General features: G+C 59.8%; 28 protein-coding genes and 1 tRNA gene. 16 read left to right on the plus strand and 13 right to left on the minus strand.

What is annotated here, in order from left to right:
* Positions 1–73: 73 nt before the first annotated feature.
* Positions 74–1,222, plus strand: coding sequence for an L-threonine dehydrogenase (gene yiaY, locus QF039_RS02615; RefSeq protein ID WP_008437790.1), 1,149 nt, complete (start codon positions 74–76; stop codon positions 1,220–1,222).
* Here the strand turns inward: yiaY and QF039_RS02620 are convergent.
* Positions 1,189–2,376: an MFS transporter gene (locus QF039_RS02620; RefSeq protein ID WP_307516769.1), complete on the minus strand. Its 1,188-nt coding sequence runs from the start codon at positions 2,374–2,376 to the stop codon at positions 1,189–1,191. The two genes, yiaY and QF039_RS02620, sit on opposite strands and share 34 nt — an antisense overlap.
* A 115-nt stretch (positions 2,377–2,491) precedes the next feature.
* On the opposite strand from QF039_RS02620, the gene QF039_RS02625 reads away from it, so the two are divergent.
* From QF039_RS02625 to QF039_RS02645, 5 genes are all read left to right on the plus strand, one after another.
* A complete protein-coding gene (locus QF039_RS02625) occupies positions 2,492–3,166 on the plus strand; it encodes an NAD(P)H-binding protein (RefSeq protein WP_102604145.1) in 675 nt (224 codons plus the stop codon).
* Positions 3,167–4,078 (plus strand): LysR substrate-binding domain-containing protein, encoded by a 912-nt coding sequence (locus QF039_RS02630; RefSeq protein WP_134325871.1) that lies wholly within the window; start codon positions 3,167–3,169, stop codon positions 4,076–4,078.
* Between the two features lie 240 nt (positions 4,079–4,318).
* A complete protein-coding gene (locus tag QF039_RS02635; protein WP_307516773.1) occupies positions 4,319–5,512 on the plus strand; it encodes a CaiB/BaiF CoA-transferase family protein in 1,194 nt (397 codons plus the stop codon).
* Positions 5,509–6,447, plus strand: coding sequence for a hydroxymethylglutaryl-CoA lyase (locus QF039_RS02640; protein WP_307516774.1), 939 nt, complete (start codon positions 5,509–5,511; stop codon positions 6,445–6,447). Before QF039_RS02635 ends, QF039_RS02640 begins: the two co-directional genes overlap by 4 nt.
* A gap of 59 nt (positions 6,448–6,506) precedes the next feature.
* A complete protein-coding gene (locus QF039_RS02645) occupies positions 6,507–7,838 on the plus strand; it encodes an MFS transporter (protein ID WP_307516776.1) in 1,332 nt (443 codons plus the stop codon).
* Here QF039_RS02645 and QF039_RS02650 read toward each other — a convergent pair whose 3' ends face one another.
* Positions 7,839–8,327 (minus strand): DMT family transporter, encoded by a 489-nt coding sequence (locus QF039_RS02650; protein WP_003212086.1) that lies wholly within the window; start codon positions 8,325–8,327, stop codon positions 7,839–7,841.
* Between the two features lie 68 nt (positions 8,328–8,395).
* Between QF039_RS02650 and QF039_RS02655 the strand changes: the two genes are divergently transcribed.
* Together QF039_RS02655 and QF039_RS02660 are read left to right on the plus strand one after the other, a co-directional pair.
* Entirely contained in the window at positions 8,396–9,319 is a 924-nt protein-coding gene (locus QF039_RS02655) for a LysR family transcriptional regulator (RefSeq protein WP_177054975.1), read from the plus strand.
* Between the two features lie 156 nt (positions 9,320–9,475).
* Positions 9,476–10,003 carry a DUF4142 domain-containing protein gene (locus QF039_RS02660; RefSeq protein ID WP_003212082.1) on the plus strand — a complete coding sequence of 176 codons (528 nt, stop codon included), beginning with the start codon at positions 9,476–9,478 and terminating at the stop codon, positions 10,001–10,003.
* 56 nt (positions 10,004–10,059) lie between these two features.
* On the opposite strand, the gene QF039_RS02665 is transcribed toward QF039_RS02660, so the two are convergent.
* The 6 genes from QF039_RS02665 to QF039_RS02690 all read right to left on the minus strand — a co-directional run bounded on the left by QF039_RS02665 (position 10,060) and on the right by QF039_RS02690 (position 13,207).
* Positions 10,060–10,473, minus strand: a complete 414-nt coding sequence (locus QF039_RS02665) for a low affinity iron permease family protein (RefSeq protein WP_177019708.1) — start codon at positions 10,471–10,473, stop codon at positions 10,060–10,062.
* A gap of 110 nt (positions 10,474–10,583) precedes the next feature.
* Positions 10,584–11,066, minus strand: a complete 483-nt coding sequence (locus tag QF039_RS02670) for a methylated-DNA--[protein]-cysteine S-methyltransferase (protein ID WP_177068317.1) — start codon at positions 11,064–11,066, stop codon at positions 10,584–10,586.
* 89 nt (positions 11,067–11,155) lie between these two features.
* A complete protein-coding gene (locus QF039_RS02675; RefSeq protein ID WP_003212076.1) occupies positions 11,156–11,488 on the minus strand; it encodes a hypothetical protein in 333 nt (110 codons plus the stop codon).
* Between the two features lie 22 nt (positions 11,489–11,510).
* Positions 11,511–11,921: a type II toxin-antitoxin system HicB family antitoxin gene (locus QF039_RS02680; RefSeq protein ID WP_003212074.1), complete on the minus strand. Its 411-nt coding sequence runs from the start codon at positions 11,919–11,921 to the stop codon at positions 11,511–11,513.
* 23 nt (positions 11,922–11,944) lie between these two features.
* A complete protein-coding gene (locus QF039_RS02685) occupies positions 11,945–12,127 on the minus strand; it encodes a type II toxin-antitoxin system HicA family toxin (RefSeq protein WP_003189411.1) in 183 nt (60 codons plus the stop codon).
* Positions 12,128–12,298: 171 nt separating this feature from the next.
* Complete coding sequence (locus QF039_RS02690; protein ID WP_307516779.1) at positions 12,299–13,207, minus strand: LysR family transcriptional regulator; 909 nt, start codon at positions 13,205–13,207, stop codon at positions 12,299–12,301.
* Between the two features lie 95 nt (positions 13,208–13,302).
* On the opposite strand from QF039_RS02690, the gene QF039_RS02695 reads away from it, so the two are divergent.
* On the plus strand, positions 13,303–14,466 hold the full coding sequence (locus QF039_RS02695) for an MFS transporter (protein ID WP_008437807.1): 1,164 nt from the start codon (positions 13,303–13,305) through the stop codon (positions 14,464–14,466).
* Complete coding sequence (locus QF039_RS02700) at positions 14,463–15,653, plus strand: MFS transporter (RefSeq protein ID WP_307516782.1); 1,191 nt, start codon at positions 14,463–14,465, stop codon at positions 15,651–15,653. Before QF039_RS02695 ends, QF039_RS02700 begins: the two co-directional genes overlap by 4 nt.
* Here QF039_RS02700 and QF039_RS02705 read toward each other — a convergent pair.
* From QF039_RS02705 to QF039_RS02715, 3 genes are all read right to left on the minus strand, one after another.
* Positions 15,646–15,954, minus strand: a complete 309-nt coding sequence (locus QF039_RS02705; protein ID WP_003212064.1) for an addiction module antidote protein — start codon at positions 15,952–15,954, stop codon at positions 15,646–15,648. The genes QF039_RS02700 and QF039_RS02705 overlap by 8 nt on opposite strands.
* Positions 15,955–15,956: 2 nt before the next feature.
* A complete protein-coding gene (locus QF039_RS02710) occupies positions 15,957–16,250 on the minus strand; it encodes a type II toxin-antitoxin system RelE/ParE family toxin (RefSeq protein WP_307516783.1) in 294 nt (97 codons plus the stop codon).
* 161 nt (positions 16,251–16,411) lie between these two features.
* Positions 16,412–17,224 (minus strand): helix-turn-helix transcriptional regulator, encoded by an 813-nt coding sequence (locus QF039_RS02715; protein WP_008437810.1) that lies wholly within the window; start codon positions 17,222–17,224, stop codon positions 16,412–16,414.
* A gap of 95 nt (positions 17,225–17,319) precedes the next feature.
* Between QF039_RS02715 and QF039_RS02720 the strand changes: the two genes are divergently transcribed.
* The 6 genes from QF039_RS02720 (at position 17,320) to QF039_RS02745 (ending at position 23,471) form a co-directional block, all read left to right on the plus strand.
* Positions 17,320–18,222: an SDR family oxidoreductase gene (locus QF039_RS02720; RefSeq protein WP_307516784.1), complete on the plus strand. Its 903-nt coding sequence runs from the start codon at positions 17,320–17,322 to the stop codon at positions 18,220–18,222.
* 317 nt (positions 18,223–18,539) lie between these two features.
* A complete protein-coding gene (locus QF039_RS02725; RefSeq protein WP_003212057.1) occupies positions 18,540–18,779 on the plus strand; it encodes a DUF6124 family protein in 240 nt (79 codons plus the stop codon).
* A gap of 169 nt (positions 18,780–18,948) precedes the next feature.
* Entirely contained in the window at positions 18,949–19,755 is an 807-nt protein-coding gene (locus tag QF039_RS02730; protein WP_307516787.1) for a polysaccharide lyase family 7 protein, read from the plus strand.
* A 222-nt stretch (positions 19,756–19,977) separates the two neighbouring features.
* Positions 19,978–20,751 (plus strand): 2OG-Fe dioxygenase family protein, encoded by a 774-nt coding sequence (locus tag QF039_RS02735; RefSeq protein WP_307516788.1) that lies wholly within the window; start codon positions 19,978–19,980, stop codon positions 20,749–20,751.
* A 2-nt stretch (positions 20,752–20,753) separates the two neighbouring features.
* Positions 20,754–21,671, plus strand: coding sequence for a lysine exporter LysO family protein (locus QF039_RS02740; RefSeq protein WP_003212050.1), 918 nt, complete (start codon positions 20,754–20,756; stop codon positions 21,669–21,671).
* Positions 21,672–21,695: 24 nt separating this feature from the next.
* A complete protein-coding gene (locus QF039_RS02745; protein ID WP_307516790.1) occupies positions 21,696–23,471 on the plus strand; it encodes an amidohydrolase in 1,776 nt (591 codons plus the stop codon).
* Between the two features lie 115 nt (positions 23,472–23,586).
* Here QF039_RS02745 and QF039_RS02750 read toward each other — a convergent pair.
* Positions 23,587–23,660: transfer RNA gene (locus QF039_RS02750), tRNA-Gly, on the minus strand.
* 137 nt (positions 23,661–23,797) lie between these two features.
* Positions 23,798–24,682 (minus strand): alpha/beta fold hydrolase, encoded by an 885-nt coding sequence (locus tag QF039_RS02755; protein WP_307516792.1) that lies wholly within the window; start codon positions 24,680–24,682, stop codon positions 23,798–23,800.
* Positions 24,683–24,837 lie beyond the last annotated feature (155 nt).

Here is a 24,837-nt window from a genome sequence, read left to right on the forward strand (position 1 = left end):
TGATCCTGGTCAAGATGCCGCAGGCAATCGAGGTCGATGCTGTAGGCATAACGACTTTAAAGGATTAGCCACCATGAGCAGCACCTTCTTCATTCCCGCCGTCAACATCATGGGCCTCGACTGCCTCGACGAAGCCATGACCGCGATTCGCAACTATGGTTTTCGCAAGGCGCTGATCGTCACTGACGCCGGGATGGCCAAGGCAGGTGTGGCCAGCATGATCGCCGAGAAGCTTGCAATGCAAGACATCGACTCGGTGATCTATGACGGCGCCAAGCCCAACCCGAACGTCGAGAACGTCGAAAAAGGCCTGGCGCTGCTGCAACAGAGTGCCTGTGATTTCGTGGTGTCACTGGGCGGTGGCTCACCCCATGACTGTGCCAAGGGCATTGCCCTGTGTGCGACCAACGGCGGGCACATCGGTGACTATGAAGGCGTCGATCAGTCGGCCAAGCCGCAACTGCCGCTGGTGGCCATCAACACCACCGCCGGCACGGCCAGCGAAATGACCCGCTTCTGCATCATCACCGACGAAACCCGCCACGTGAAAATGGCCATCGTCGACCGCAACGTCACGCCGCTGCTGTCGGTCAACGACCCGGCGCTGATGGTCGGCATGCCCAAGGGCCTGACTGCCGCCACCGGCATGGACGCGCTCACCCACGCAATCGAAGCCTACGTGTCCACCGCCGCCAACCCGATCACCGATGCCTGCGCGATCAAGGCCATCGAACTGATCAGCGCCAACCTGCGGATTGCGGTGCGCGACGGTAAAGACCTGGCCGCCCGGGAGAACATGGCCTACGCGCAGTTCCTTGCCGGCATGGCCTTCAACAACGCGTCCCTGGGGTTCGTGCACGCCATGGCGCACCAGTTGGGCGGGCTGTATGACTTGCCCCACGGCGTGTGCAATGCGGTGCTGTTGCCCCATGTGCAAAGCTTCAACGCCAGCGTCAGCGCCGAGCGCCTGAGCCATGTGGCACGGGCCCTTGGCGCAGATATCAAGGGTACGTCGGTGGAAGAGGGCGCCCAGGCGGCCATCGCGGCGATTCGCAGCCTGTCCCAGGATGTGGAAATTCCTGCCGGGTTGCGGGAGCTGGGCGCCAAGTTGCAGGACATCCCGCTGCTGGCGTCCAACGCCCTGAAGGACGCCTGCGGCCTGACCAACCCACGGCGGGCGGATCAGCGTCAGATTGAAGAGATCTTCCGCAGCGCGTTCTGATCAGTCCTGGCCATGGCGACGCACAGCAGTGCGCCGCCCGCCAGCGCCACGCATAACACCGCCAACGGCCAGGCCTGCTGACTCGCCAGCAGGCTGGCCACGCCACCGATCGCCGCTGCCATCAACTGATGCATAAAGCCGCTCAAGGCCATGGCGTAGGAGCCGCTCACCGGTGATTCATCATTGGCCAGGGACAGGCTGATGGGATAACTCATCGATTGGCCGAACACCGCCAGGCAATACGGCAGCCACAGCAGGATCGCCAGCCCATTGGCAAACAGGCTGCCCAGCAACATCGTTGCGCTGCCGCACATCACCAACGCCACGCCCCAACTCATCATCGACAGGCGCCCGGTGCGGGCTACCAGGCGATTGACCATCAACGCCCCTGCCAGATACGCCCCGCTGATCGGCCAGCCGAGCCAGCCATATTGCGCGGCGCTCCACTGGAAATGGCCCTGCAAAATCAACGGTGCGCAGGTGTTGAACGCGATGATCACCCCGTAACCCAAACCGCCCGCCAACGCAGGCCGCAGGAACGCCGGATGGCGCAGGATCGTGCCGTAGATGCGCCAGGCCGAGACGTGTCCAGAGGCTTTTTCCAATCTTGCAAACACCACCCGTTGCAGCGCAATCATCAAGCCGACAGCCGCGACCGCCAGCCCATAAAAGATCGCCTCCCAACCAAACGCCACCTGCAACAGCGAGCCCACAAACTGCCCGATGCCCAGGGCGATCACGAACGTCATCCCCAGCCACGACAAACCTTTGGCCAACAGGGCACCGCTGAAGCTGTCACGAACCAGCACCCGCGCCATCACCGACACACCGCCCGCACCGAGGCCTTGAACCAGGCGCAGGCCGAGGAACGATTCGAGGCTGTAGGCGGACGGAATCGCCGCACTGGCCAGCGCATACAACGCCAACGCTGCCAGCAACACCGGCTTTCTCCCCAGGCGCTCACCGAGGCTGCCCCAGAGCAGCATAGGCAACGCCATGCCGATCAAGTACACCGCCAGGGACAGTGCCACCTGGTCCTCTGCAGCGGTCAATGACAAGGCAATCGCCGGCACGGCGGGCAGATAACTGCTGATGCCAACCTGGGACAAAAAGGCCGCGCTGCAGGCAATGGCGAGGGTCGTGGTGCTTTTCAAGGGGCAAAAGATCCTGTTGAGCAGTAAGCTGCAAGCCGCAAGCTACAAGTTGCCAGTGGGTTTGTCTCTACCTTGCAGCATGAAGCTAACCGCTTGTCGCTTAGGAACCAACCTTATGAGAGTTCTATTATTCGGCGCCACCGGCATGGTCGGCCAAGGCGTGTTGCGCGAGTGCCTGCTGGCCAGTGACGTGCAGGAAGTCGTCGCCGTCGGCCGTACCGCGCTGACCCAGGAACACGGCAAGCTGCATCAGGTGCTGCATGCCGACATGTTTGATTTCCAGCCCCTGGAGCATCTGCTGCAAGGTTTTGACGCCTGCTTCTTTTGCCTGGGCGTGTCCTCGGTGGGCATGGATGAAGCCAAGTACACCCATTTGAGCTACGACTTGACGCTGGTGGCCGCCAGCACCCTGGCGCGGCTCAACCCGCAGATGACCTTTATCTACGTGTCCGGCGCCGGGACTGACAGCAGCGAAACCGGCAAAACCATGTGGGCACGGATCAAGGGCAAGACCGAGAATGCGTTGCTGCGCCTGCCGTTCAAGGCGGTGTACCTGTTCCGTCCCGGGGTGATCCAGCCGTTGCACGGCGTGCGCTCGAAAACCCCGCTCTACCAGTCCATCTACACCGTGGTCGGCCCGTTGTTGTCGCTGCTGCGCCATGTGCGACCGGCCTGGGTGGTGAGCACGGAAACCGTTGGCCGCGCAATGCTCTCGGCCGTCCGGCACGGTGCACCTCTGCCGGTGGTGGAGCAGGCCGATATCAATCGCCTGGCCACCGAGCGCGCCTAGATGCTGCACAAAAGCCTGGTTCGCCGCCTTGACCTGATCACCCTGCAATTGTTTGTGGCAGTGCATGAAGAAGGTACGCTGACCCGCGCCGCCGCCCGTGAAGCTATCGCGGTCTCGGCGGCCAGCAAGCGCTTGATGGAGCTGGAGCAGGTGCTGGGCGTCAGCCTGTTTGTGCGCCAGGCCAAGGGCATGCAGCTCACGGCTGCCGGCGAGACCTTGCTGCACCATGCACGGCAGATGCTGTTCAATGTCGAGAAGATGGGCCTGGAGCTGGGCGAACACAGTCACGGCGTGCGCGGTTATGTGCGGATGCTGGCGAACCTCTCGGCAATCATTCAGTTCCTGCCCGAAGACTTGCGCGACTTTTCCGCGCTGCATCCACAGGTGAAGGCTGACCTGGAAGAGCGGCCCAGCAATGGCGTGGTCCAGGGTGTGATTGACGGCGTTGCGGACCTGGGCATCTGTTCCAGCGACACCGATACCAAAGGCCTGCCCGGCGTGACCTATCGCCGGGACAAGCTGGTGGTGCTGATGCCGGCGGATCACCCGTTGGCGTCGCGCAAGACCCTGGCGTTCGCCGAGACGCTGGACAGCGACTACGTGGGGCTGCATTCCGCCAGTTCGATCAACATGCGCACCCATGCGGCGGCGCGGGAGGCGGGCAAGGTGCTGCGCTTGCGGATCCATGTGCCGGGCTTCGATGCCATGTGCCGGATGGTCCAGGCCAACATGGGCATCGGCATCCTGCCGCAAAAGGCCTATGAACTGTTTGGCCGGGCGTTGGGCTTGCACGCGGTGCCGCTGACGGATGCCTGGTCGGACCGCAGCCTGATCCTGGTGGTGCGTGATGAAGAACAGCTGTCACCGGTGAGCCGGCTGTTGTTCGATTACCTGCGGCGGGAGCAGGCGTAAGCAAACCCTGTGGCGAGGGCGCTTGCTGTGGCGAGGGAGCTTGCTCCCGCTGGGCTGCGTAGCAGCCCCCAAAAAAGCCGGGAGCGCTACGCACTCCAGCGGGAGCAAGCTCCCTCGCCACAACCAGTCCTTCTCAAGCGTTCGCATTTGGCGAACGCTCGTTGCCAACTGACGGTTGGATTTCTACTGCCTGCGTCCTCTAGCCTTGGCCCCACATTCCAAGAACAAGAGGTACACCCCATGACGGCTCCCCTGAGCGGTATCAAGGTGATCGAGATCGGCACCCTGATTGCCGCGCCCTTCGCCGCCCGGCTGATGGCCGAGTTTGGCGCCGAGGTGATCAAGATCGAAGCCATGGGGCAGGGCGATCCGCTTCGCAAATGGCGAAAGCTGCACGAAGGCACGTCGCTGTGGTGGTACCTGCAATCGCGCAACAAGAAGTCCCTGGCCCTGGACCTCAAGTCGGCAGAAGGCCTGGACCTGGTCAAGCAACTGCTGGGCGACGCCGACGTGCTGATCGAAAACCTGCGCCCCGGCGGCCTGGAAAAACTCGGCCTGGGCTGGGACGTGCTGCACGCCCTCAACCCCAAGCTGACCCTGGTGCGCATCTCCGGCTACGGCCAGACCGGCCCTTACCGCGACCGCCCGGGCTTTGGTGCCATCGGCGAGGCCATGGGCGGGATTCGCTACACCACTGGCAACCCGGATTCACCACCGGCGCGGGTCGGCGTGAGCCTCGGTGATTCCCTGGCGTCGCTGCACGGTGTGATCGGCGCGCTGATGTCGCTGCTGCGGGTCAAGACCGGCCAGGGCGACGGCCAGGTCGTCGATGTGTCCCTGGCCGAAAGTGTGTTCAACCTGATGGAAAGCCTGGTGCCGGAATACGACATGCTCGGCCATGTGCGCGAACGCAGCGGCGGCGCCTTGCCCGGCATCGCACCCTCGAACACTTACCTGACCGCCGACGGCGCCTATGTGGTGATCGCCGGCAACAGCGACCCGATCTACAAACGCCTGATGCTCGCCATCGGCCGTGCCGACCTGGCCGAAGCGCCGGAGTTTGCCCACAACGATGGCCGCGCCGCCAAGAGCGGCCTGCTGGACGCCGCCATCACCCACTGGACCAGCAGCCTGCCCATCGACGAGGTGCTCAGTGCCCTGGAAGCCGCCGAAGTACCGGCGGGGCGCATCTATTCAGTGGCTGATATCGTCGCCGATCCGCACTACCAGGCCCGCGACATGCTGCTCAGCGCCGACCTGCCCGGCGGCCTCACGGTGAAGATGCCCGGTATCGTGCCCAAACTGTCGGAAACCCCCGGCGCGGTGAATTGGCAGGGCCCGAGCCTGGGCCAGCACACTGATTCAATCCTCGGCGACCTGGGCCTGAGCGGCGCCGATATTCAACGCCTGAAATCCTCGGGAGTGGTGCAATGAAAAACTATTCCGATGCCCTGGTCGTGCAGGAAGTCTCACCCCGTGACGGCCTGCAAATCGAGCCGACCTGGGTCGAGACTGTCGACAAGATCGCGTTGATAGACCAACTGTCCCTGGCGGGTTTTTCCCGGATCGAAGCCGGCTCGTTCGTGTCGCCCAAGGCCATCCCTGCGTTGCGCGATGGTGAACAGGTTTTCCAGGGCATCACCCGTCATCCCGGGGTTATCTACGTGGCGTTGATCCCCAATCTCAAGGGCGCCCAGCGTGCCATCGAGTCCCGGGCCGATGAGTTGAACCTGGTGATGTCCGCCAGCCAGACCCACAACCTGGCGAATATGCGCATGCGTTGCGAGGCTTCGTTGGCCGCATTCGGCGATATCGTGAGCTTTGCTGCCGAGCACCCGGTGCGCCTCAACGGCAGCATCGCTACCACTTTTGGTTGCCCGTTCGAGGGCAAGATCGATGAGGACCGCGTGCTGCAATTGGTCGACGCCTACCGCGAGCTGGGCATCCAGGGCATCAGCCTGGCCGACACCACCGGCATGGCCAATCCGCGTCAGGTCGAGCGCCTGGTCAAGCGCGTGCTCGAACGTGTTCCGGCGAGCGACCTGACCCTGCATTTCCACAACACCCGCGGCCTGGGTTTGTGCAATGTGCTGGCCGCCTACGAGGCCGGTGCGCGACGGTTTGATGCGGCATTGGGCGGCCTCGGCGGTTGCCCGTTTGCGCCCGGCGCGTCGGGCAATATCTGCACCGAAGACCTGGTCAACCTGTGTGATGAAGTCGGGATCCACACCGGCATCGACTTGCCGCACCTGCTGAAAATGTCGCGGCAATTGCCAGCCTTGCTGGGCCACGAATTGCCGGGCCAGGTGGCCAAGGCCGGGCGCAATTGCGACCTGCATCCGCCACCGGCCTACATCGCCACCTTGTAAGCCGTAACCAGACAACAAAAACAATCGGACGCCTGCGAGCAGTCCGCTGGAGAGAATCGATGAGCCTTAATACGTTGGAGGCCGGCGTGCGCCCGGCCGCTGAACACGATGCCGAAAAAGCCCTGGTCAGCAAGGTCGCCTGGCGCCTGATGCCGCTGATCATGGTCTGCTACCTGTTCGCGTTTTTTGACCGCATCAACATCAGCTTCGCCAAGTTCCAGCTACAGACCGACCTGAGCCTGAGTGACACTGCCTATGGTCTCGGCGCCGGGCTGTTTGTGGTGGGCTATGTGATCTTTGAAGTGCCGAGCAACATGATGCTGTACAAGGTCGGCGCCCGCCGCTGGATCGCCCGCATCATGATGTCGTGGGGGCTGGCGACGGCCGCTATGGTGTTCGTCACGGCCGAATGGCAGTTCTACGGCCTGCGTTTCATCATCGGTGCGATGGAGGCCGGGTTTGCCCCGGGCGTGCTGTATTACCTGACGTTGTGGTTCCCGCAGCACTTCCGTGGGCGCATCACGTCGATGCTGTTCCTGGCGTCGGCGTTTGCCGGGCTGGTGGGCGCGCCGTTCTCCGGGCTGGTGCTGGAACACCTCGATGGTGTGCTGCAAATGCGCGGCTGGCACTGGTTGTTCTTGCTCGGTGGCTTGCCCTGTGTGGGCCTGGGGTTCCTGGTGCTCAAGCTGCTCAAGGACCGTATCGAGGACGCCCACTGGCTGACCTCGGCGGAGAAGACGTTGCTGGCCAGTCGCATTGCCGTGCATGAACCCCACAAGAGCGGTGGCTCGTTGCTGGCTGCATTGCGTATCCCAGGCTTCCTGATGCTGGGTTTTATCTACTTCCTGATCCAGGTGGCGTCCTACGGCCTGAATTTCTGGGCGCCGCAACTGATCCGCAGCGCCGGCACCCAGAGCCCGGTGATGATCGGCTTGCTGACGGCGATTCCCTACGTCTGCGGCGCCATCAGCATGGTGGTGATCGGACGCTTGTCCGACGCCACCGGCGAACGTCGCAAGTTCGTCAGCGGCCTGGTGGCGCTGGGGGCGGTGGGGTTCTTCTGTGCCGGGATCTTTGCCGATCACACCACGTTCCTGATCGTCGCCCTGAGCTTGCTGGGCGCCGGGATCATCGCTTCGATCCCGACGTTCTGGACGCTGCCGCCGAAGTTGTTGGCCGGTGCCGGCGCGGGCGCTGCTGGCGGGATCGCGGTGATCAACACGTTGGGCCAGTTCGGCGGCATCGTCAGCCCGGTGATGGTCGGCCGGATCAAGGACCTCACCGGCAGCACCACGCCGGCGCTGTATGTCATCGGCGTGTGTGCGTTGCTGGCGGCGGCGCTGTTGCTGTGGGGCTTGCCTCAGAAGCTGCGCACCCTCGACAAGCGCTGATCAGCCGGCGGTCACCAGCGAGCGGGTGGGTGCGGCACTGAATTGAATCAGGGCCACACCGCCAATCAACATCAGCGCCCCGATCAACCGGGGCGCGGTCAATTGGCGCTCCACCAGCCCGAACAAGCCGAAGTGGTCCAGCATCAACGAGGCGACGATTTGCCCGGCCATCGCCAGGGCGATAAACCCCGAGGCGCCGAGCTTGGGCATCAGGATCAACGCCAGCGAAATGAAGCACACGCCGAACGCGCCGCCGCTCCACATCCACAGCGGCGCCTTGGTGATAAAACCCAGGTTGGGCAGCGGCAGGCGCAGGGCCAGGATCACCGGCAGCAGCACGATGATGCTCACCAGCAGCGAGGCGAGGGTGGCCCACAGCGGATGCCCCAGGCCGCGTCCCAGGTTGGCGTTGATCGCGCTTTGAAACGGCACCACTGCCCCGGCGAACGCGGCCAACAGCAACAAACCTACCCAATGCAACGTCGTCATGATCAATCTCCCAGAGGTTTTGCTGGACTCTAGGCTATTCGTCGCGCAAATTTAAATTCCAAGTTCTTATGCAGAACATGCAGCTGATGAATGATCTACGACGCATCGACCTTAACCTGCTGGTGATCCTTGACGCCTTGCTCAGCGAGCAACACGTGACCCGTGCCGCCGAGCGCCTGCACCTGAGCCAGCCGGCGGTGAGCCACGCGCTGGCGCGGTTGCGGGATTTGCTCGGAGACGCGTTGCTGGTGCGCCAGGGCAGCTCGCTGGTGCCCACTGCTCGTGCTCTGGAACTGGCCATGCCGCTGGCGGAAGCGCTGGCCCAGGTACAGGCGCTGCTGGAGCCCAATCGTTTTGATCCGGCGTCGGCCAAGCGCACCTTCCGGGTCGCCATGTCGGACTACAGTGCGGCGATTTTCTTGCCGGGACTGGTGCGCACCTTGCGCCGGGAAGCGCCGGGGATTGATTTGCAGATTATCCAGGCCAGCCGCGAAGGCATGCTTGACGGTGTGCTCAATGGCGATATCGACCTGGCGGCCGGGGTGTTTCCCGACATGCCTGCCGAGCTGCGCAGCACGCCGCTGTTTGAAGAGCATTACGTGTGCCTGGTGGACCGCGACAGCCTGCCGGCAAGCGGTGTACTTGACCTGCCCACCTATCTGGCGCGGCCCCACGTGTTGCTGGAAATGCGTGGCAGCGGCACCCCGGAAATCGAAAGGGCGCTGACGGCGATTCGCGAGCGCCGACACGTGGCTATCAGCTTGCCTCATTGGGGTGTCGCGCCGCAGTTGATCCAGGGCACGGACCTGGTGCTTACCGTGTCGTCTCGCGGGCTGCTCAATATTGATCACGAACGGCTATTGGCCGTGCCGCCGCCGTTTCATATCCCATCGTTTGCGTTTGTGCTGGCATGGCATTCGCGGCGGGGGGGAGACCCGGCGTTGCAGTGGTTGAATGGGCAGGTGCAGGGCGTATTGTCTGAGCGCGGTTGATAAATACCGTGTTTGTTACCGGGCCTGTTTGGCAGCAGGGCATGACGACCGTTCGTCGCACTAACAAGTTTTTTCTAAACCTTTACCGCCCTGAAAATTCAGATTCAGAGCGGGGCTCGTTTCCCTGCACCTGTTTATTACCTGGAGGAACCCATCATGAGCCGCATGGCTATCCGGTTACGCACCGCCAGTTTCGCGATGCTGCTGGGCCTCGGCGCCAGCAATGCTTTCGCCCAGTCGCCTGCCGATTTCATCGAGCAGGCTTCGGCCAAGGGCATGGCCGATATCGAGACCAGCCGCATGGCACACGCCAAGACTTCGTCCCAGGAGATCAAGGACTACACCATCGAAGTCATCAATGAACGCACCCTGGCCAATCAGCACCTGGCGGCCATCGCCAAGAAGCTCGATTTGCCGGTGGCCCCACGGGACAAGATTGTCGACAAGGCCGAATCGCTGATGCCCGAGCTCAAGGACGGCGACTCCTTTGACGCCGCCTACACCGCCCAGCAGATCAAGGCCAACGAAGACGCGATCGCCTTGTTCAAGCAGGAGGGCGCCGAGTCGGATATCCCGGAAATAAAGGCTTTGGTGGATGAGACCTTGCCCAAGTTGGAAGAGCGCCTGGAGAAAGCCCGGGCGCTGGCGTCGACGTACGGTAAGGGTCACCAGGGCGACGGTTGATTGCCTTGAGCCGTTCACAAAAAACGGCGGTTGGATAAGCTCCAACCGCCGTTTTTTTATGCCTGATTCAGGTCGGTCTTGGGCTGTGCGGGTTCAGTCGTCAGCGTGGTGACGGTGATGGTTTCGCTGTCGCCCATGGTCTTGTATTCCTTGCGCAACTTCTCAAGCTGCTTGCGATCAAGGCCATCAAGGCTTAGCACCGCGTTTTGTGCGTCTTTGGTGGCGCGCAGCAGTTCGTCGATCTTGATATGCAAAATGTCGTTGTCGCGGTTTTGGGTGTTCTGGATCAGGAACACCATCAGGAAGGTGATGATGGTGGTGGAAGTGTTGATGATCAGCTGCCACGTGTCGTTGTAGTGGAAATAAGGCCCGCTCAAACTCCACAGGAGGATCAACGCTACCGCCGCGTAGAACGTGCGGGCGCTGCCTGCCCAGCGGGACAGGGATTGTGAGATGGCGGAGAATTTCATGACCGGTTTCCTATAAGGGTGGGTGATGAAAATACTGACCGCAGGCGCGCTCTGAAATTTCTTTTTACAATTGAGGGTCTGAACAAAGTTGTACGTTTTCCTGCTGGGGTTCAGCCGTGATCCTCCAGCGCCAGCAGATACTGCTTGGCCTCAAGCCCGCCGGCGAACCCGGTCAAGCCACCCGACGCACCAATCACCCGATGGCACGGCGCAACAATCGAAATCGGATTGCGCCCGTTGGCGGCGCCGACGGCACGCACGGCCTTGGGGTTGCCTATCTGCGCAGCGATCTGGCTGTAGCTGCGGGTCTCTCCGAACGGGATGGTCAACAGCGCCTGCCAGACTTTCTTCTGGAAGTCGGTGCCGGCGAAGTCCAGTTCCAGCTCGAAACGATTGCGGGCACCGGCGAAGTACTCCTTCAACTGTCGCTCGGTCTCCAGCAGTATTGGGCTGTTGCTGGCTTCTTGCAGGGTACCCAGGCGAACGCGATTGGGCCGCTCTTTTTCCCAGAGGATGGCGGTGAGTTTTCCGTCACGGGCCACGAGGGTCAGTTGGCCGACGGGGGAGGGCATGTATTTGTATTCGTAGGACATGGTCGGGCTCCTTGAGTGGGTATGGCTCTACTGTAGAAAGGCCGGCCCAGGGTGGAACTACGTTTCTTGCGGTCGAATTCGCGAACGACTTAGAAGTTCCAGTAAACCCAATCGGCGTAATACGGATACCAATAAAACCACGAGAACCAGTACAGCGCCTTGAGTACCGATGCCGTGCCAATGACAAAAAATGAAGCGATGTTGAGCAGCGTGATGATCACGGCAAATACGGTTACACGCCGACTGGCATGCAGTTGGGCAAACCGGGCGCCATAAACGGAGGCCGTGATGGACGCCAGCACCAACACGAGTCCCAGCGCAAAGGGCAGCCTGAGGAACGAGAGCAGCAGAGGAGCGATCAGTACCCAGCCCAGTACCTTGCGCAGTACGGGGCTGGGCGTGCGGTGTGAGGGAGGGAGCATTGCGCGGTTCCTTGAAGTGCTGTTACCGGTCCTGTTGCAATACCTTGAGGGCAGCAGACGCAAGAAAGCCCGAACGGCTTTTTTCTTCCGGATGATGCAGGACGTATTCGTCAATGCGGTTCAGCAGATAGCCGGGCAACGTGATATTGAGTTTCTGTGCCTTGCCCAGGTATTTGGTCACATCAATATCCACCACCGCCCACGTGCAGCCGGCATATTGCGGGTTGGCGGCATGGAGGGTGACTTTCTGTGCTGTAGGAATGGGCGCACCGTCTTCTGCGAGGATCTCGAAGTGGCCTTCGATCGCTTCGCGGGCCATGGCCATGGCGTCGTCCAGATCATCTCCAGCTGAGAAGCAACCGGGAATGTCCGGGACTTCCACACCCCAGGCATGGTCCTCGTCACCGGTTGAAATTGCGATTGGGTACAGCATGTTTGTTGTCCTCCACGAACGTGTTAGCTGAGCAGAGCTTGTTTCAAAATGCTCTTTGCGGTCTTGTCCAGCAGGTCCTTTTTAGGATGGGGAATCGTCACCAGCCCCGGCTTTGTCGGGTGCTTGAAATGATGATGGCTGCCTCTGATTCGCACCAGATACCAGCCATCCGCAACGATGTGACCTATCAAATATCGGCTGTCCACAGCACCTCCTTGTGGTGTGTGTTGGTGGAGACTATAACCACTGAAAATAAATTATCAACACTCTACCTACCAGCGGTCGATGACCGGTGTTTCTGTAGGGGCTGTATGCAGTGTATGAGCGCATGGGGACGGTGCCCGACGGAGGTATTGCGAGGTTTTTCGAGAGAATAATCAGGCTTTCTGACGAGCCTGCAGCAACTCATCAATTACCGTGAGAAATGCCGTGATCATCAAGCTGCTTGCGCCGCTGCGCGTAAGAACGAGCAGCCGTGCATACGCTTCCGCGTCCACCAACGGCCGATACGTCACGCCCTTGTTCATCAAACTCTGCGTACATTCCGGCACCAGCGCCACACCTTGTCCCGCCGCCACCAGTGCAATGATCGAGGTAATTTGCCGTCCAGACGGCCCGGCCCTCAGTGGCAAACCTTTGTGCCGATAAAGCTGCTCAATGGACTGGTTAAGCCCCGAGCCATAATCGGCTGGGAACAGAATCAACGGGTACCCACTCAACTGCGCCAGGCTGACCTCGGCCTGGTTGGCCAACGGGCTGTCGCTGGACACCGCCGCCACCAGCCGCTCCTCACCCAACGACAACGCTTGCACCTCAGTCTGACCGTCCTGGGGCAGTAACCGGCTCAGGCCGATATCCAGGCGGCCATCAGCCACCTGTGCGCCCAGGCTGCCGGAGGCGCATTCCACCAGCGTCAGTTGCACATCGGGAAAGCGTTGGGCGAAGGCTTGAATCGCTTGGCTGAACAAGTCCGACAGGGCTATCGAACTGACGTAACCCAGCGCCAGTTGCCCGGCGGCACCCGCCGCCAGTTTGCCCGCGATGACTTCAGCGAGGTCGACCTGCTCCAGCACCGCCCGTGCGTAGGGCAGGAACGCGCGCCCCTGGGGAGTGAGCGAAACCGTGCGACTGGTGCGGTCGAACAGGCGAAATCCCAGCTCAGTCTCCAGCGCGGAAATCTGCCGGGTCAACGGCGGCTGGGCCAGGTGCAGGCGAATGGCCGCTCGGCCGAAGTGCAATTCTTCGGCGACGGTCAGAAAGTAACGCAGCTTGCGTAGGTCGAGCATCCTGGCCCCAGGGTATTGATCGGTTCGAAATCGGTATTGGTCTCGGGTGTGCGGGTCATTCTATAAAGGCCTCAGATAATAAAACGAGAGGTTTCATGAAACCGCGCCTGCATTGTGCCCGTCTTGCCCTGTTCCTGTGTGGCTGCGCGGCGTTTCTCAACCTCTACGCCACCCAGAGCATTTTGCAGACCCTTGCCGCCAACTTTGAAGTGAGCGCCAGGGCGGCCGGTTGGAGCATTACCGTCACCACCTTGGCGGTAGCGCTGACAGCGCCCTTTGTCAGCCGCCTGACCGGGCGTTTTGAGCAACGCACGGTGATCTCGGCGGCCGCGCTGTTGCTGGCGTTGCCGGCTTTGATGACTGCCTATGCCAGCAGCTTCGCCGAACTTCTGGTGTGGCGCTTTATCGAAGGCATGCTGATCCCCGTGGTGTTTGCCACCAGCGTGGCTTATATCGGTGATCGCTGGCGCGGCGGCACCGTCACCGAAGTCACCAGCCTCTACGTGGCCGGCACCGTGCTCGGCGGGTTTGCCGGGCGCTTCGTCACCGGTGTGATGACCGAGTACGTCGGCTGGCGTGAAGCCTTCGAGCTGTTGGCAGTGTTGAGCCTGATGGTGGGCGGGTTTATCCAGTTCCTGCTGCCGGGCAATCCACCCCGAATTGCGCGACCTTCAACCACCTGGGCCGATGTGCTCGGCACGCCGTTGCTGGCAGCCTACGCCGTAGGATTTTGCGTGCTGTTCTCCCAAGTGGCGACGTTTACCTACGCTGGCCTTTACCTCAGCCAAGCCCCGTTCGACCTTGGCCCGGCGGCGCTGGGCACGATCTATATGGTGTTCCTGCTGGCCCTGGTGGTCATTCCCGTTGCCGGGCGCCTGAGCAAATCCCGCCCGCAATCCGAACTGCTGACGGCGGCTGCGGTGCTTGGCGTTTGTGGCTCGGGCCTGACCTTGCTGCCATCCCTGTGGTGCATCGTATTGGGCCTGGCCCTCAGCTCCACGGGCGTGTTCCTCGCCCAGGCCGCCGCCAGCGCCTTCACCACCGCCACCGCTCGCCACAACAAGGCCGGCGCCGTGGGCCTGTACCTCACCTGCTATTACCTGGGCGGCAGCTTCGGCGCCATCGTCCCGGCGCTGATCTGGGGGCGTTGGGGTTGGGTGGGGTGTGTGGCGCTGATCATCGGTTTCCAGCTACTGTCGTTGCTGATCGCCCTGGCGGGCTGGAAGCCCCTCCAACCTGAACTGAGCAAGACCTCATGAACGATGCCGTTGCCCTGCCGGTACCCGAGACTTCCGCCCGTCGCCGCTCGTTGATCGCCGGCTGCAGCGCCCACGCGATTCACGATGGCCTGACCGATGTGATCTACGTGCTGCTGCCGATCTGGCAAGCGCAGTTCGGCATGACCTACGCCCAGGTCGGCCTGCTGCGCGGTGCCTATTCCGGGATGATGGCGGTGTTTCAGCTGATGGCCAGCCGCGCCGCCAAACGCTGGGGACGCACGCCGATGCTGGTGGGCGGCACGGCGCTTGCCGGTGTTGCCTATCTGTTGGTGGGGCAGGCGACCGGGTTGGGCATGTTGTTGCTGGCGCTGCTGTTGGGCGGGCTGGGGGCGAGTACTCAGCATCCGCTGGCTTCTTCAATGATCACCGATACCTACGAGAACGGTGGTGGGGTCAAGGAAGCGCTGTCTCAATACAACTTCTCCGGGGACATTGGCAAAACCCTGGTTCCCGGGCTGGTCGGCCTGTTGCTGACCGTCATCAGCTGGCGCGCGAGCGTCACGCTTCTTGGAATGCTGGGATTGGCCGCGGCGGGGTTGCTGTGGTGGCTGATCCCAACGCAGGCAGCGGCGTCTGCTTCCGGCAAAACCGCCAAGACCTTGATCGGAAGTGGCTCGGTCAGCGGTCTGCGTGCGCTGATCGTCACGGGCACACTCGACAGTGCCGTGCGCATGGGCTTTCTCACGTTTCTGCCCTTTCTTCTGCAAGCTAAAGGCGCCGGCACTGCGGGCATCGGTCTCGCGCTGACCATGCTGTTTATCGGCGGCGCCTTCGGCAAATTGCTCTGCGGCTACCTCGGCGCACGCATCGGCATGATGAAAACCGTGTGGCTGACGGAAACCGTCACGGCGCTGTTGATCGTCGCGGCGGTGTACCTGCCGTTGACCGGTTTGATGGTGATGTTGCCGGTGTTGGGGCTGGCGCTGAACGGCACGTCGTCGGTGCTGTACGGCGCCGTGCCGGACCTGGCCGGCGCGGGTAAACGCGAGCAGGCGTTTGCGGTGTTCTACACCGGCACCATCGGCGGCGGCGCACTGGCGCCGGTGCTGTTTGGCGGGCTGGGGGACTCGATGGGCGTGCCGGTGGCGGTAATGGTGTTGGCGGGGATGTTGTTGCTGACGTTGCCGTTGGCGTGGGTGGTGCAGCGGGGCTGCTCACTCAAATAATCGAATGATTGGCGACATGCCCCGGCTGTGCTTGCAGATCGATACCCAGTGCGTGAAGCACCTTGAGTACCGTTTCGAAGCGGGGCTTTGCTCCAGGGGCAAATGCCTTGTACAGACTCTCACGGCCCATGCCGGTATCGGTCGCGACCCGCGCCATCCCGCGAGCTTTGGCCACGTACCCGACGGCCCTGAGGAACTCCTCGTTATCGCCGTCGGCCAGAACTTGAGAAAGGTATTCGCTGATGGCTTCATCACTGTCGAGCAGTGCCGCCATATCAAATGTCGTCAGTGTTTGGCTCATGATCAAACTTCCTTTGCCAGTTTTTTTGCTCGCCGGATGTCGGCGTCTTGTGAGGATTTGTCGCCACCGGCCAGCAAGACGATGACGGTTCTTCCTCGCTGCGTGAAATACACTCGATAACCCAGACCGATATCTACGCGCATTTCCGAGACACCATTGCCTACCGTCTTTATATCGCCCAGATTGCCAGCAGATGCGCGATCGATGCGCCGGGCGATGGCGATTTTTGCGCGTAAATCACGTGTTGCTGAATGCCAGGTAATGAAGGTCTGCGTTTGCTGGACATGATAGTTCACGGGTTCTCACTGTATCCATATGGATACTGGCTGGCAATAGGCATGAGAACGTGCGCGCGGCGCGGTTAGGCGCAGGAGAATGATGTGAGTAAGGCTAAGGATTCAAATGGTCTCTTGTTGCGAGCGATTGCAGTGTCGAAGTCTCTTGCAGTTGCTGGCGCCTAATCCATCAAGGATGCGATCCGCTGCGCATCCTCCGGCGTCGCCGGGTTGTACACCACCATATTCAGATCCTTGCGCCCATCGACCGCAAACACCGAATACTCAAATTCGATCGGCCCCAACACCGAATGGCGTATTCGCTTGATGCGATCACCATGGGCGCCCTGAACATCGTTTTCGCTCCACATCGCCTTAAATTCAGGGCTGCGTCGACACAGTTCATCCACCAGCGGCTGTACCTGCTCCGCCGCGCCTGAGCGCGCCGTATCAATCCTGAAAGCCCCCAACACAAACCGCGCCACGCTTTCCCAGTCGTATTGGGCCGCGCGGGAATTGGGATCAAGGAACATGAACCGCAGGATATTTCGCTGTTCCGGCGCCTGGGATCCGTAGTCCATCAACATGACCGTCGCCGCCTGGTTCCAGGCCACCACATCCCAGGTCGCCGTACGCAGGATCGCGGCGCTGGGGTTCAAGGCATCCAGTACCCGTTGCAGGCGTGGCGTCACCGTTTCGTTTTGCTGATAGCGCACTTCGGGTGGGCGTCCGAAGGCCAGCAGGAACAGATGCTCGCGTTCGATATCGGTCAACATCAGCGCATGGGCAATCCGCTCCAGCACTTCCACCGACGGCGCGCCACCACGGCCCTGTTCGAGCCAGGTGTACCAGGTAGGGCTGATGTTCGCGCGTTGGGCCACCTCTTCGCGGCGCAAACCTGGCGTACGCCGTCGTGCCGATGAGAAGCCGAATGCCGCCGGATCAAGCCGGGTACGTCGGTCTTTCAGATAGCTGCCCAACTGGTTTGCGCTCATAGCCTGTTAGCCTCTATACCCTGATAACTTCACTACTTTACCCGTATAGGGCAAGCGCACAAATTAGTCTCTGAATACACACGGAGATACGGTTCATGCGCATATTTATAACGGGTGCCAGCGGATTTATCGGGTCGGCTGTCGTCAAGGAACTGATCGCGGCGGGCCATCAGGTGCTGGGGTTGTGCCGCTCGGATGACAAGGTGGCAGCGCTGGAGGCCGCCGGGGCTCAGGTACATCGTGGGTCGCTTGAGGACCTGGGAAGCCTCAAGTCTGGTGTTACCCAGGCGGATGGCGTGATTCACCTGGCGTTCAATCACGACTTCTCGAAATTCGTCGCGAACTGCGAGGACGACCGCCGGGTTATCCAGGCGCTGGGAGAGGCACTTGCCGGGTCGGATCGACCGCTGATCATTACCTCCGATCCCGGTGTCGGAATTGCGAGCACCGTGCCGGGGCAGTTGGCGACGGAGGATGGTGCGGTGGTTACCTCAGCGCAAATTCCTCGTGCAGCGTCGGAAGAAGCGGCTAACGCTGTAGCCGCGACGGGGGTGAATGTGTCGGTGATGCGTTTGCCTCAAGTACACGACACCGTCAGGCAGGGGCTGGTTAGCCCGGTGATCGAGTTGTATCGCGAGAAGGGCGTTTGCGCTTACATCGCCGACGGGAAAAACCGTTGGCCGGCGGCACATATTCTGGATGTGGCTCGGCTCTACAGGCTGGCGATTGAAAAGGCCGAGCCGGGCACGAGGTATCACGCGGTGGCGGAGGAGGGTGTGTCGCAAAGGGAGATTGCCGAGGTATTGGGGACGCGGCTAGGGTTGCCGGTTAAATCCATTTCGGCGCAAGAGGCTCAGGGGTTTTTTGGTTGGTTGGCAAGGTTTACCGCTCACGATATGCCTGCATCCAGTGCGATCACGCGCAAGAAGTTGGGATGGGAACCGGTGGGGCCGGGGTTGCTTGCGGATCTTGCGCAGTTGGAGGGAACTGAAGGCTGAAGCGCGGATTGGCCTGAATATTTGAACCTTGCTCCATTGCCTACACAACCATCAGAATCGTCCCGGTTGTACGCCTTGGGCAACCTCTTTAAGGTTCGTCAGCCGCTGCCCATCAGCGGTCGGGTTTAGTAGCCCGGTGAAGTTTTGGCGTACGGCTGTTCTATCGGTCAGGCATCTTATTGCCTGTGCCTAATGGTAGCTGTGCGCAGGGCGTCTTCGGGCGCGCCGGTTCTGAAACTTCCCGGTCTACTAACCTGCGTACAGCTGCCACCCTATCTCCGTAGTACTGGGTGGTGGTCCTTCTTGAGGATCAACAGATGTGTACTGACTCGTATAACTCACCCGTAAGAATCTTCAGCGTACGTCCCGAAATCGGCACCGATGCATTGCTCGCCAACGCTTACGAAACCATTGCCGGCGCTGGCGCAATGACCAACGAATTTGCCGATAACCTGCCAGATAAGCATCGCAGTCTGGCCTTGGCGATTCAGCAAATGATTGAACTGGGGCTTTTACTGGTAGAAGCCGTGCAGGACCGAGTGGATCGGGTTTCTTGATTCTGTAAAAGGCTTTCCCTTCCAGGCCGCACATACCAAGGGAAGGGCAGCCCTCCAATATTTTTTTCTCTTTCGGCAGTAAGGCGCATTACATTGATTCGACACCCGCAACAGCTATCGGATCTGCTGGCGTTGGAGTTGGGGCTTTGACGAATAATTGGTGACGGTGATGCACGCATTTAAAGTGTTTGGCGCTAGAGTTATCGCGGTGTCGGTAGTGGCCATCGGAGCGATTTTAAACGGTGGAAATGCCTTTGCCCTGGATGCCACAAAAACCCCAGGCGACAACCTGCCCAACCTGAGCCGTGCGTACGTTCTTCAGGATTTCAATGCGCAAGGTCAGCCAGAAGAAATAGCGATAGGCGAAAATCTTCAGAACGCCTATTTCTACACAAACTGTTATCGCTCATCGGGATGCCATCAAGGTGTGCCGGAAGGAGCGCTGGTATTCAACACACCCTCGGGTCTTAACGCGACGCCCAACAGTCACTATCCCCGGGTTGAACTGCGGGCAAAAAGAGAGTTCACCGCAGGTGATGTGTTTGATAACACCCAGTCCGGCGAGCTTTATGTGGTGCAAAATCCAAGCACAAAATCGATCATATTTGCCCAGATACATGGCGACAAGGCGGGAGGTTCGGAGCTGCTGAAGCTTCGCTGGGAAGGTGGCTCGATCATCGCCGGGACCAAAACGCGCTATGGGCAGAAGGAGCAACGGACAGTATTGCTGAAGGGGCTCGAGCTTAACGACAAGCTGAATTACAAGATTGAGGTCAAGGGCTCCGAGGGTGGCATGGTGCTGCTGGTTTCGGCTGCGGCGAATGGCAGGCAGGCCAGCCGGGAATTCGATATTTCGCCATCGGGTTGGCAGGGCATCAATCTGTATTTCAAGGCCGGGAATTACAACCAGACCGCTGAGCAGGACGGCCGGGCAGCTATTGTTGCGTACACCTCCCTGAATGTGGGTTACCAGTAGCAGTGTGCGCCGGTTCAGAGACTCCCCGGCCCAGCAACCCGCGTACAGTTTCACCCTGTCTGCGCAGTACTGCGTCAGTAATGCCGAGTAAAAATATTCGTTCCCCCTCTCCCCATTAGCGTCCGACGTCGTTGTAAGACACTTCTCGTTGTTCGCGCCTCCATTGAAGTTCTCCACGGTGATTGCCTATGTTTGATGGCATCAAACCAAGGAGGAATGACCATGCCTCGAAGTGCCTTAGCAGAAGATGGATATCTGCATTACATGCCTCGTGTGAGCCAGACTCAATGCGTCGAAGAGCTCGCAGAATTACGTCGAGAGTTTGAACAGTTGGAACCGGATGAGTACGCCCCGCCTGGAGTAAACAGGTTTCGACGGTATGGCAACGGAGTCATTCTTCCCTGGCAAGACACGCATGAAGGCCACTGGTTGCCAATCGTCAAAGATGGGGCAGGCCACGGACGCGCAGGTTACGACCAAGGCGGTAACAATCCGGATCACGCAAATATTCGCTACTTTCACGCGTTGAGTGATGCGGTAAAAAACAATCGCGTACTACTCGACCTGATCGATGAAGATTTTTCCCTGACGTTCTGGGAGCATCCTGGCCAGCCCCTTCCTATCTATTTTGGGGTGCATTTTGTAAAACTCACGTCCGCGAGTTCAGATCAGCCAGGTATAAGCTCACCGAACTTTTTTCACCAGGATGGAGAGCCCTTCACGTTTGCGCACTTGATCTACCGTTCTTCGAACATGACGGGTGGAATCAATTTTATTGGGCATCCGGAAATCCGAAACATGCTGTTCGAGGACGCGCGGGCAAGTCAGATTTTGGCGGAGTTTACCCTTTCACAGCCTCTCGATAGTTTTGTCGTTCATGATCCGAAGGTTTCGCATTACATAAGCCCGATCAAGAAACTTGACGACGCCTCTCCCGGAGTCTGTGAGCGTTGTATTGTTTTGGTTGATTTCTCGCCAACCATTCAGAGGATGTGACGGTGCAGGCGTTGAGCTCGATATTACCCATCTTGATTGCGTTGGGAATAGGCTATCTATCGAGCAAACTCTTGCTCCCGGATAAAGTTGTTGCCCGATTGGTCAGTCTGATCAGCCCTTTGGTTTGGGGGCTACTTTTTCTGATAGGCACTGAGTTCGGCGAAGTGGTTTCTTCGCTGGATGCGGTTGGCTATGTGCTCAAGACATCTTCGCTTGTCGCGGTCGCAACAACAGTGGTGCCTTGCATGCTGCTGCTGGGCTTGGCGGCTTTGAGAGGGGCTGGACGAGAACCAGGCAGGGTTGCCAGTTTCGATATGCATGGCGCTGCTGCTCCTCTGAAAGAGTGCTTTATTGCGCTGCTGATGGTGGCCTTGGGCGTGTTGTTCACATATGCAGAATCAACCGTTGCAAGCTTGTGGCTTCCACCCAGCAACGTGATGTTAATGGTACTGATCTTCTTGGTGGGACTCGACTTGTCGAGCATCAAGTTAGGTCGTGACTGGATCTCATGGGGCGTTCTATGCGTTCCGATTGCCGTGGTCATTGGCTCAATATTGGGAGCCTATGCGGTTCATTTCATCACTGGCGAAGATATCCGTTTGCTCCTGGCACTCTCGACGGGATTTGGATGGTTCACGCTATCCAGCGTCCTGGTCGGAGGGCTGTCCGGAGAAGTTCATGGCGCTACGGCATTGCTCGCAGACCTGGGGCGCGAACTGATCGCGATCGCTTTACTGTACCTGGTCGGTGGCTTCCACCCAAAGGTCGGTATTGCCGCCGCTGGGGCAACCGCTCTGGACTCGACGTTACCGATCGTGCGCCAAACCTGCCACTGCGACACGCTGCCTACCGCTCTCATGAGTGGTTTGATTCTGACGGTGTTAGCGCCCTTTTTTATAACCTTCTTTCTGACCGCATGACGTGACCCCTTACTGGAGGAAATCATGACTCCACGATTTTCAGGAGAAAAACCGAGTCTGCAACCATCAGCATTTAAAAGTCTCACGCTCGGCCCGATGCTTGCCGCGTTTGAACAGCTGCTGATGTGTATCAAAACTCAGCCCAAGGCGTTGATCCCGGTGGCTATGTTCCTGTCGCTGGCGGGGCCTGTCCGGGCGGAGCCAACGATTATGGAAAATGTGCGTGGTTATACCGTGAGTGGAGGCGGTCTGATGCGTTTTGATGCGTTGGCCTTTGATGCGTCGGGCAAAGTGATTTGCGTCGGTATGGCGGCCGATCTTGCTGGCAAGCATGCATTGGCGACGCGCATCGATGGTAAGGGTGCGTCCCTCTTGCCTGGGTTGACCGATGCGCACGGCCATATCAAATGGCTTGGAGAGTCCCTTCGAAGCATTGCTTTACGGGGCTCTCCAACACTGGTTGATACGCAGGAGAGGCTTCGGGTATTCGCTGCAGCGCGCCCCGGCGCCCGTTGGCTGACCGGCTCAGGCTGGAACCACGTTACCTGGAAGTTGGGGCGGTTTCCGACGGCTGCCGAAATTGATAAGGTCGTTGTCGATCGACCAGTGTGGCTAATTCGGGTGGATGCCCATGCCGGATGGGCTAATACCAAGGCGATGCAACTGGCGGGTATTACTAAGGACACGCCTGATCCGAAAGGCGGACGTATCGAACGGGATGCAGAAGGTAACCCGACAGGTGTATTTATCGACGCCGCTATGGGGCTGGTCGCGGATATTATTCCGCTGCCTGACGAGCAGGAGCGAGAGGTCGCGTTGCAGGCTGCATTGGAGCATCTCAATGCACAAGGCCTGACATCTGTGCACGATGCAGGTGCTGATAGGCAGATGATCAAGACGATGCGCGGTTTTGCCGATCGCGGCCGGCTTCCGTTACGTGTCTACTCGATGATCAACGGTGCGGGGGATGATTTCGCGGTGTTGTCCCAGGACGGCCCTTTGATCGGCTACGGCGATGATCGTCTTACCATTCGTAGCGTCAAGCTTTATGCCGATGGCGCTTTGGGAAGCCGTGGTGCGGCGCTGTTTGAGCCATACACCGACGACCCAACCAACAAGGGGTTGCTTTTTGAAAGCCGGCAGGAGATGAAGCACAAGATTGAGTCGGTACTGAAAGCCGGCTTTCAAGCTAATGTGCATGGCATCGGTGATGCTGCCATCAAGCAGGTCATGGATAGCTTTGAACAGACCTACGCCACAGTCGGTGGGCGCGCCTTGCGTAACAGGATCGAGCATGCGCAGGTGGTTGAAGTGGCGCAGATACCGCGCTTTATCGATCTAGGGCTGATTGCATCGATGCAGCCTACACATGCTACCAGCGACATGAATATGGCTGAGGACAGGGTGGGTGTCGAACGGATCAAGGGGGCTTATGCCTGGCGCACTCTGCTTAACCAGGGAACGAAAATTGCGGCAGGGTCAGACTTCCCAGTCGAATCTGCCAATCCGTTCTACGGCATACATGCTGCCGTGACTCGCTCGGATCATGAGGGCAACCCCTTGGCTGGATGGCACCCTGAGCAGGCCATGACCCTCTTCGAGGCTTTCCGTGCATTTACGCTGGATGCAGCTTATGCAGCCCATCAAGAAGCTACCCAAGGCAGCATTGAGCCCGGAAAGTGGGCCGATTTTATCCTGGTTGATCAGGACATTTTTGCCGTCAGCCCGGCAGACATCTGGAGGACACGCGTCCTGCAGACTTGGGTTGGCGGGAAGAAGGTCTATCAGGCGATTGAATGAGCCCGGTTCGACCGTTTAATTTCCAAATTCCACCCATAAAAAAACCGGACACCAAGGACCGGTTTTTTTACACATCCCCCGTCAAAACCAGCCTGACGCAGGACCAAAATCTGAGTGGAGCGGGTAGAGGGAATCGAACCCTCATCTAAAGCTTGGGAAGCTTTCGTTCTACCACTAAACTATACCCGCTCAGAGCGGCTGACTTTGTACCAGATGTGCTCGCGGATTTGAAGTTTTTCTTCGAAAATTCTGTGTTTTACGTGCCAACGGTCGATCGTGGGCAGGCGGCCCCCCTGGGAAATCCGGCCCGCCCACAACCCCACCGCTCATACGGCAAACGCATGCTGTGGCTGTGACGCGTGGTACCGCAACCGGCTTGGCTGCTGCTCCGGTCTCAAAAAGCCCATCAACGCCTCCCGGCTATCCCGGCACGCGGCCTTGTGCTCCATATCCAGAAAGTGCCCGGTCGCCTGAATCGTGCCGAAGCTGCTTTTCGCAATATGTTGCCCAAACAGCTTGGCATCCTGGGCACTGGTGTACTCGTCCCATTCGCCGTTCAAGAACAACACCGGTATATCAATCTGCTTAGCGGCCTTGAGGTAGCACAGCCGGTCGCTGTTGAGCACGTGGCTGATGTGAAAGTGCATCTGCCCATACTCGTGCTCGGCCAGGCTGCTCACGTGTTTGTGATTGAAGCGTTTGAACAGCGACGGCAGGTGTTTGCCGATGGTGCTGTTGACCAGGTGGCCCACGCGGTCGCGGTCGAGGTTGCCGAGGTAGTCGACACCGCGCTCCAGGTAGTCGCGCATCGGGGCGTTGATCACCGGGGAGAACGAGCTGATCACGGCCTTTTCCACACGACGCGGGCGATGGGCGAGGGCGACGAGGGTCGCGGCGCCGCCCCAGGAAAAGGACAGCACGTGTTCGGCGGCGAAGTGGTCGATGAGTTCCAGAAGGATCTGGCCCTCGACTTCTTTCGTCAGCATATGCTCGTGGCGGTTGTGGATTTTGGAGCGGCCAGCGTAGGGCTGGTCATACAAAACCACGTTGAACGTCGGGTGCAGGCTTTTCACGGTCTGGGCGAAAGACGCAGTGGTGGCCATTGAGCCGTTGACCAGGATGATGGTCTTGGCTGCTGCGTCCGCGCGATGGAACTCCGTGTAAACCCGATACTGACCCTGTATATCCAGCACAGCGATTTCTGGCCTCATGTCGTAAGACTCCTGGCAAGCGGGTAATGCGCGCAGATCACTCTGCACGAGCTTTGTGACAGGTAGGCATACGCCTGGAAGTGAGGGCCCATGTCGATCCGGTACTGGCTGGCCGACGGGTGTTGTTATGGCGGGCAATTTGCCGTGAGAGGCCC

Source organism: Pseudomonas sp. W2I6, from assembly GCF_030815935.1.
In the GTDB taxonomy this organism is placed as follows: Bacteria; Pseudomonadota; Gammaproteobacteria; order Pseudomonadales; family Pseudomonadaceae; genus Aquipseudomonas.

Bases quoted from the DNA above. Each gene is read 5' to 3' on its own strand.
- QF039_RS02650 (WP_003212086.1), bottom strand. From the start codon at position 8,327: ATGACGACGTTGCATTGGGTAGGTTTGTTGCTGTTGGCCGCGTTCGCC.
- QF039_RS02645 (WP_307516776.1), top strand. From the start codon at position 6,507: ATGAGCCTTAATACGTTGGAGGCCGGCGTGCGCCCGGCCGCTGAACAC.
- QF039_RS02690 (WP_307516779.1), bottom strand. From the start codon at position 13,207: ATGCTCGACCTACGCAAGCTGCGTTACTTTCTGACCGTCGCCGAAGAA.
- QF039_RS02700 (WP_307516782.1), top strand. From the start codon at position 14,463: ATGAACGATGCCGTTGCCCTGCCGGTACCCGAGACTTCCGCCCGTCGC.
- QF039_RS02630 (WP_134325871.1), top strand. From the start codon at position 3,167: ATGCTGCACAAAAGCCTGGTTCGCCGCCTTGACCTGATCACCCTGCAA.
- QF039_RS02625 (WP_102604145.1), top strand. From the start codon at position 2,492: ATGAGAGTTCTATTATTCGGCGCCACCGGCATGGTCGGCCAAGGCGTG.
- QF039_RS02680 (WP_003212074.1), bottom strand. From the start codon at position 11,921: ATGCTGTACCCAATCGCAATTTCAACCGGTGACGAGGACCATGCCTGG.
- QF039_RS02730 (WP_307516787.1), top strand. From the start codon at position 18,949: ATGCACGCATTTAAAGTGTTTGGCGCTAGAGTTATCGCGGTGTCGGTA.
- QF039_RS02715 (WP_008437810.1), bottom strand. From the start codon at position 17,224: ATGAGCGCAAACCAGTTGGGCAGCTATCTGAAAGACCGACGTACCCGG.
- QF039_RS02755 (WP_307516792.1), bottom strand. From the start codon at position 24,682: ATGAGGCCAGAAATCGCTGTGCTGGATATACAGGGTCAGTATCGGGTT.
- QF039_RS02660 (WP_003212082.1), top strand. From the start codon at position 9,476: ATGAGCCGCATGGCTATCCGGTTACGCACCGCCAGTTTCGCGATGCTG.
- QF039_RS02640 (WP_307516774.1), top strand. From the start codon at position 5,509: ATGAAAAACTATTCCGATGCCCTGGTCGTGCAGGAAGTCTCACCCCGT.
- QF039_RS02635 (WP_307516773.1), top strand. From the start codon at position 4,319: ATGACGGCTCCCCTGAGCGGTATCAAGGTGATCGAGATCGGCACCCTG.
- QF039_RS02725 (WP_003212057.1), top strand. From the start codon at position 18,540: ATGTGTACTGACTCGTATAACTCACCCGTAAGAATCTTCAGCGTACGT.
- QF039_RS02665 (WP_177019708.1), bottom strand. From the start codon at position 10,473: ATGAAATTCTCCGCCATCTCACAATCCCTGTCCCGCTGGGCAGGCAGC.
- yiaY (WP_008437790.1), top strand. From the start codon at position 74: ATGAGCAGCACCTTCTTCATTCCCGCCGTCAACATCATGGGCCTCGAC.
- QF039_RS02720 (WP_307516784.1), top strand. From the start codon at position 17,320: ATGCGCATATTTATAACGGGTGCCAGCGGATTTATCGGGTCGGCTGTC.
- QF039_RS02655 (WP_177054975.1), top strand. From the start codon at position 8,396: ATGCAGAACATGCAGCTGATGAATGATCTACGACGCATCGACCTTAAC.
- QF039_RS02675 (WP_003212076.1), bottom strand. From the start codon at position 11,488: ATGCTCCCTCCCTCACACCGCACGCCCAGCCCCGTACTGCGCAAGGTA.
- QF039_RS02735 (WP_307516788.1), top strand. From the start codon at position 19,978: ATGCCTCGAAGTGCCTTAGCAGAAGATGGATATCTGCATTACATGCCT.
- QF039_RS02745 (WP_307516790.1), top strand. From the start codon at position 21,696: ATGACTCCACGATTTTCAGGAGAAAAACCGAGTCTGCAACCATCAGCA.
- QF039_RS02695 (WP_008437807.1), top strand. From the start codon at position 13,303: ATGAAACCGCGCCTGCATTGTGCCCGTCTTGCCCTGTTCCTGTGTGGC.
- QF039_RS02670 (WP_177068317.1), bottom strand. From the start codon at position 11,066: ATGTCCTACGAATACAAATACATGCCCTCCCCCGTCGGCCAACTGACC.
- QF039_RS02705 (WP_003212064.1), bottom strand. From the start codon at position 15,954: ATGAGCCAAACACTGACGACATTTGATATGGCGGCACTGCTCGACAGT.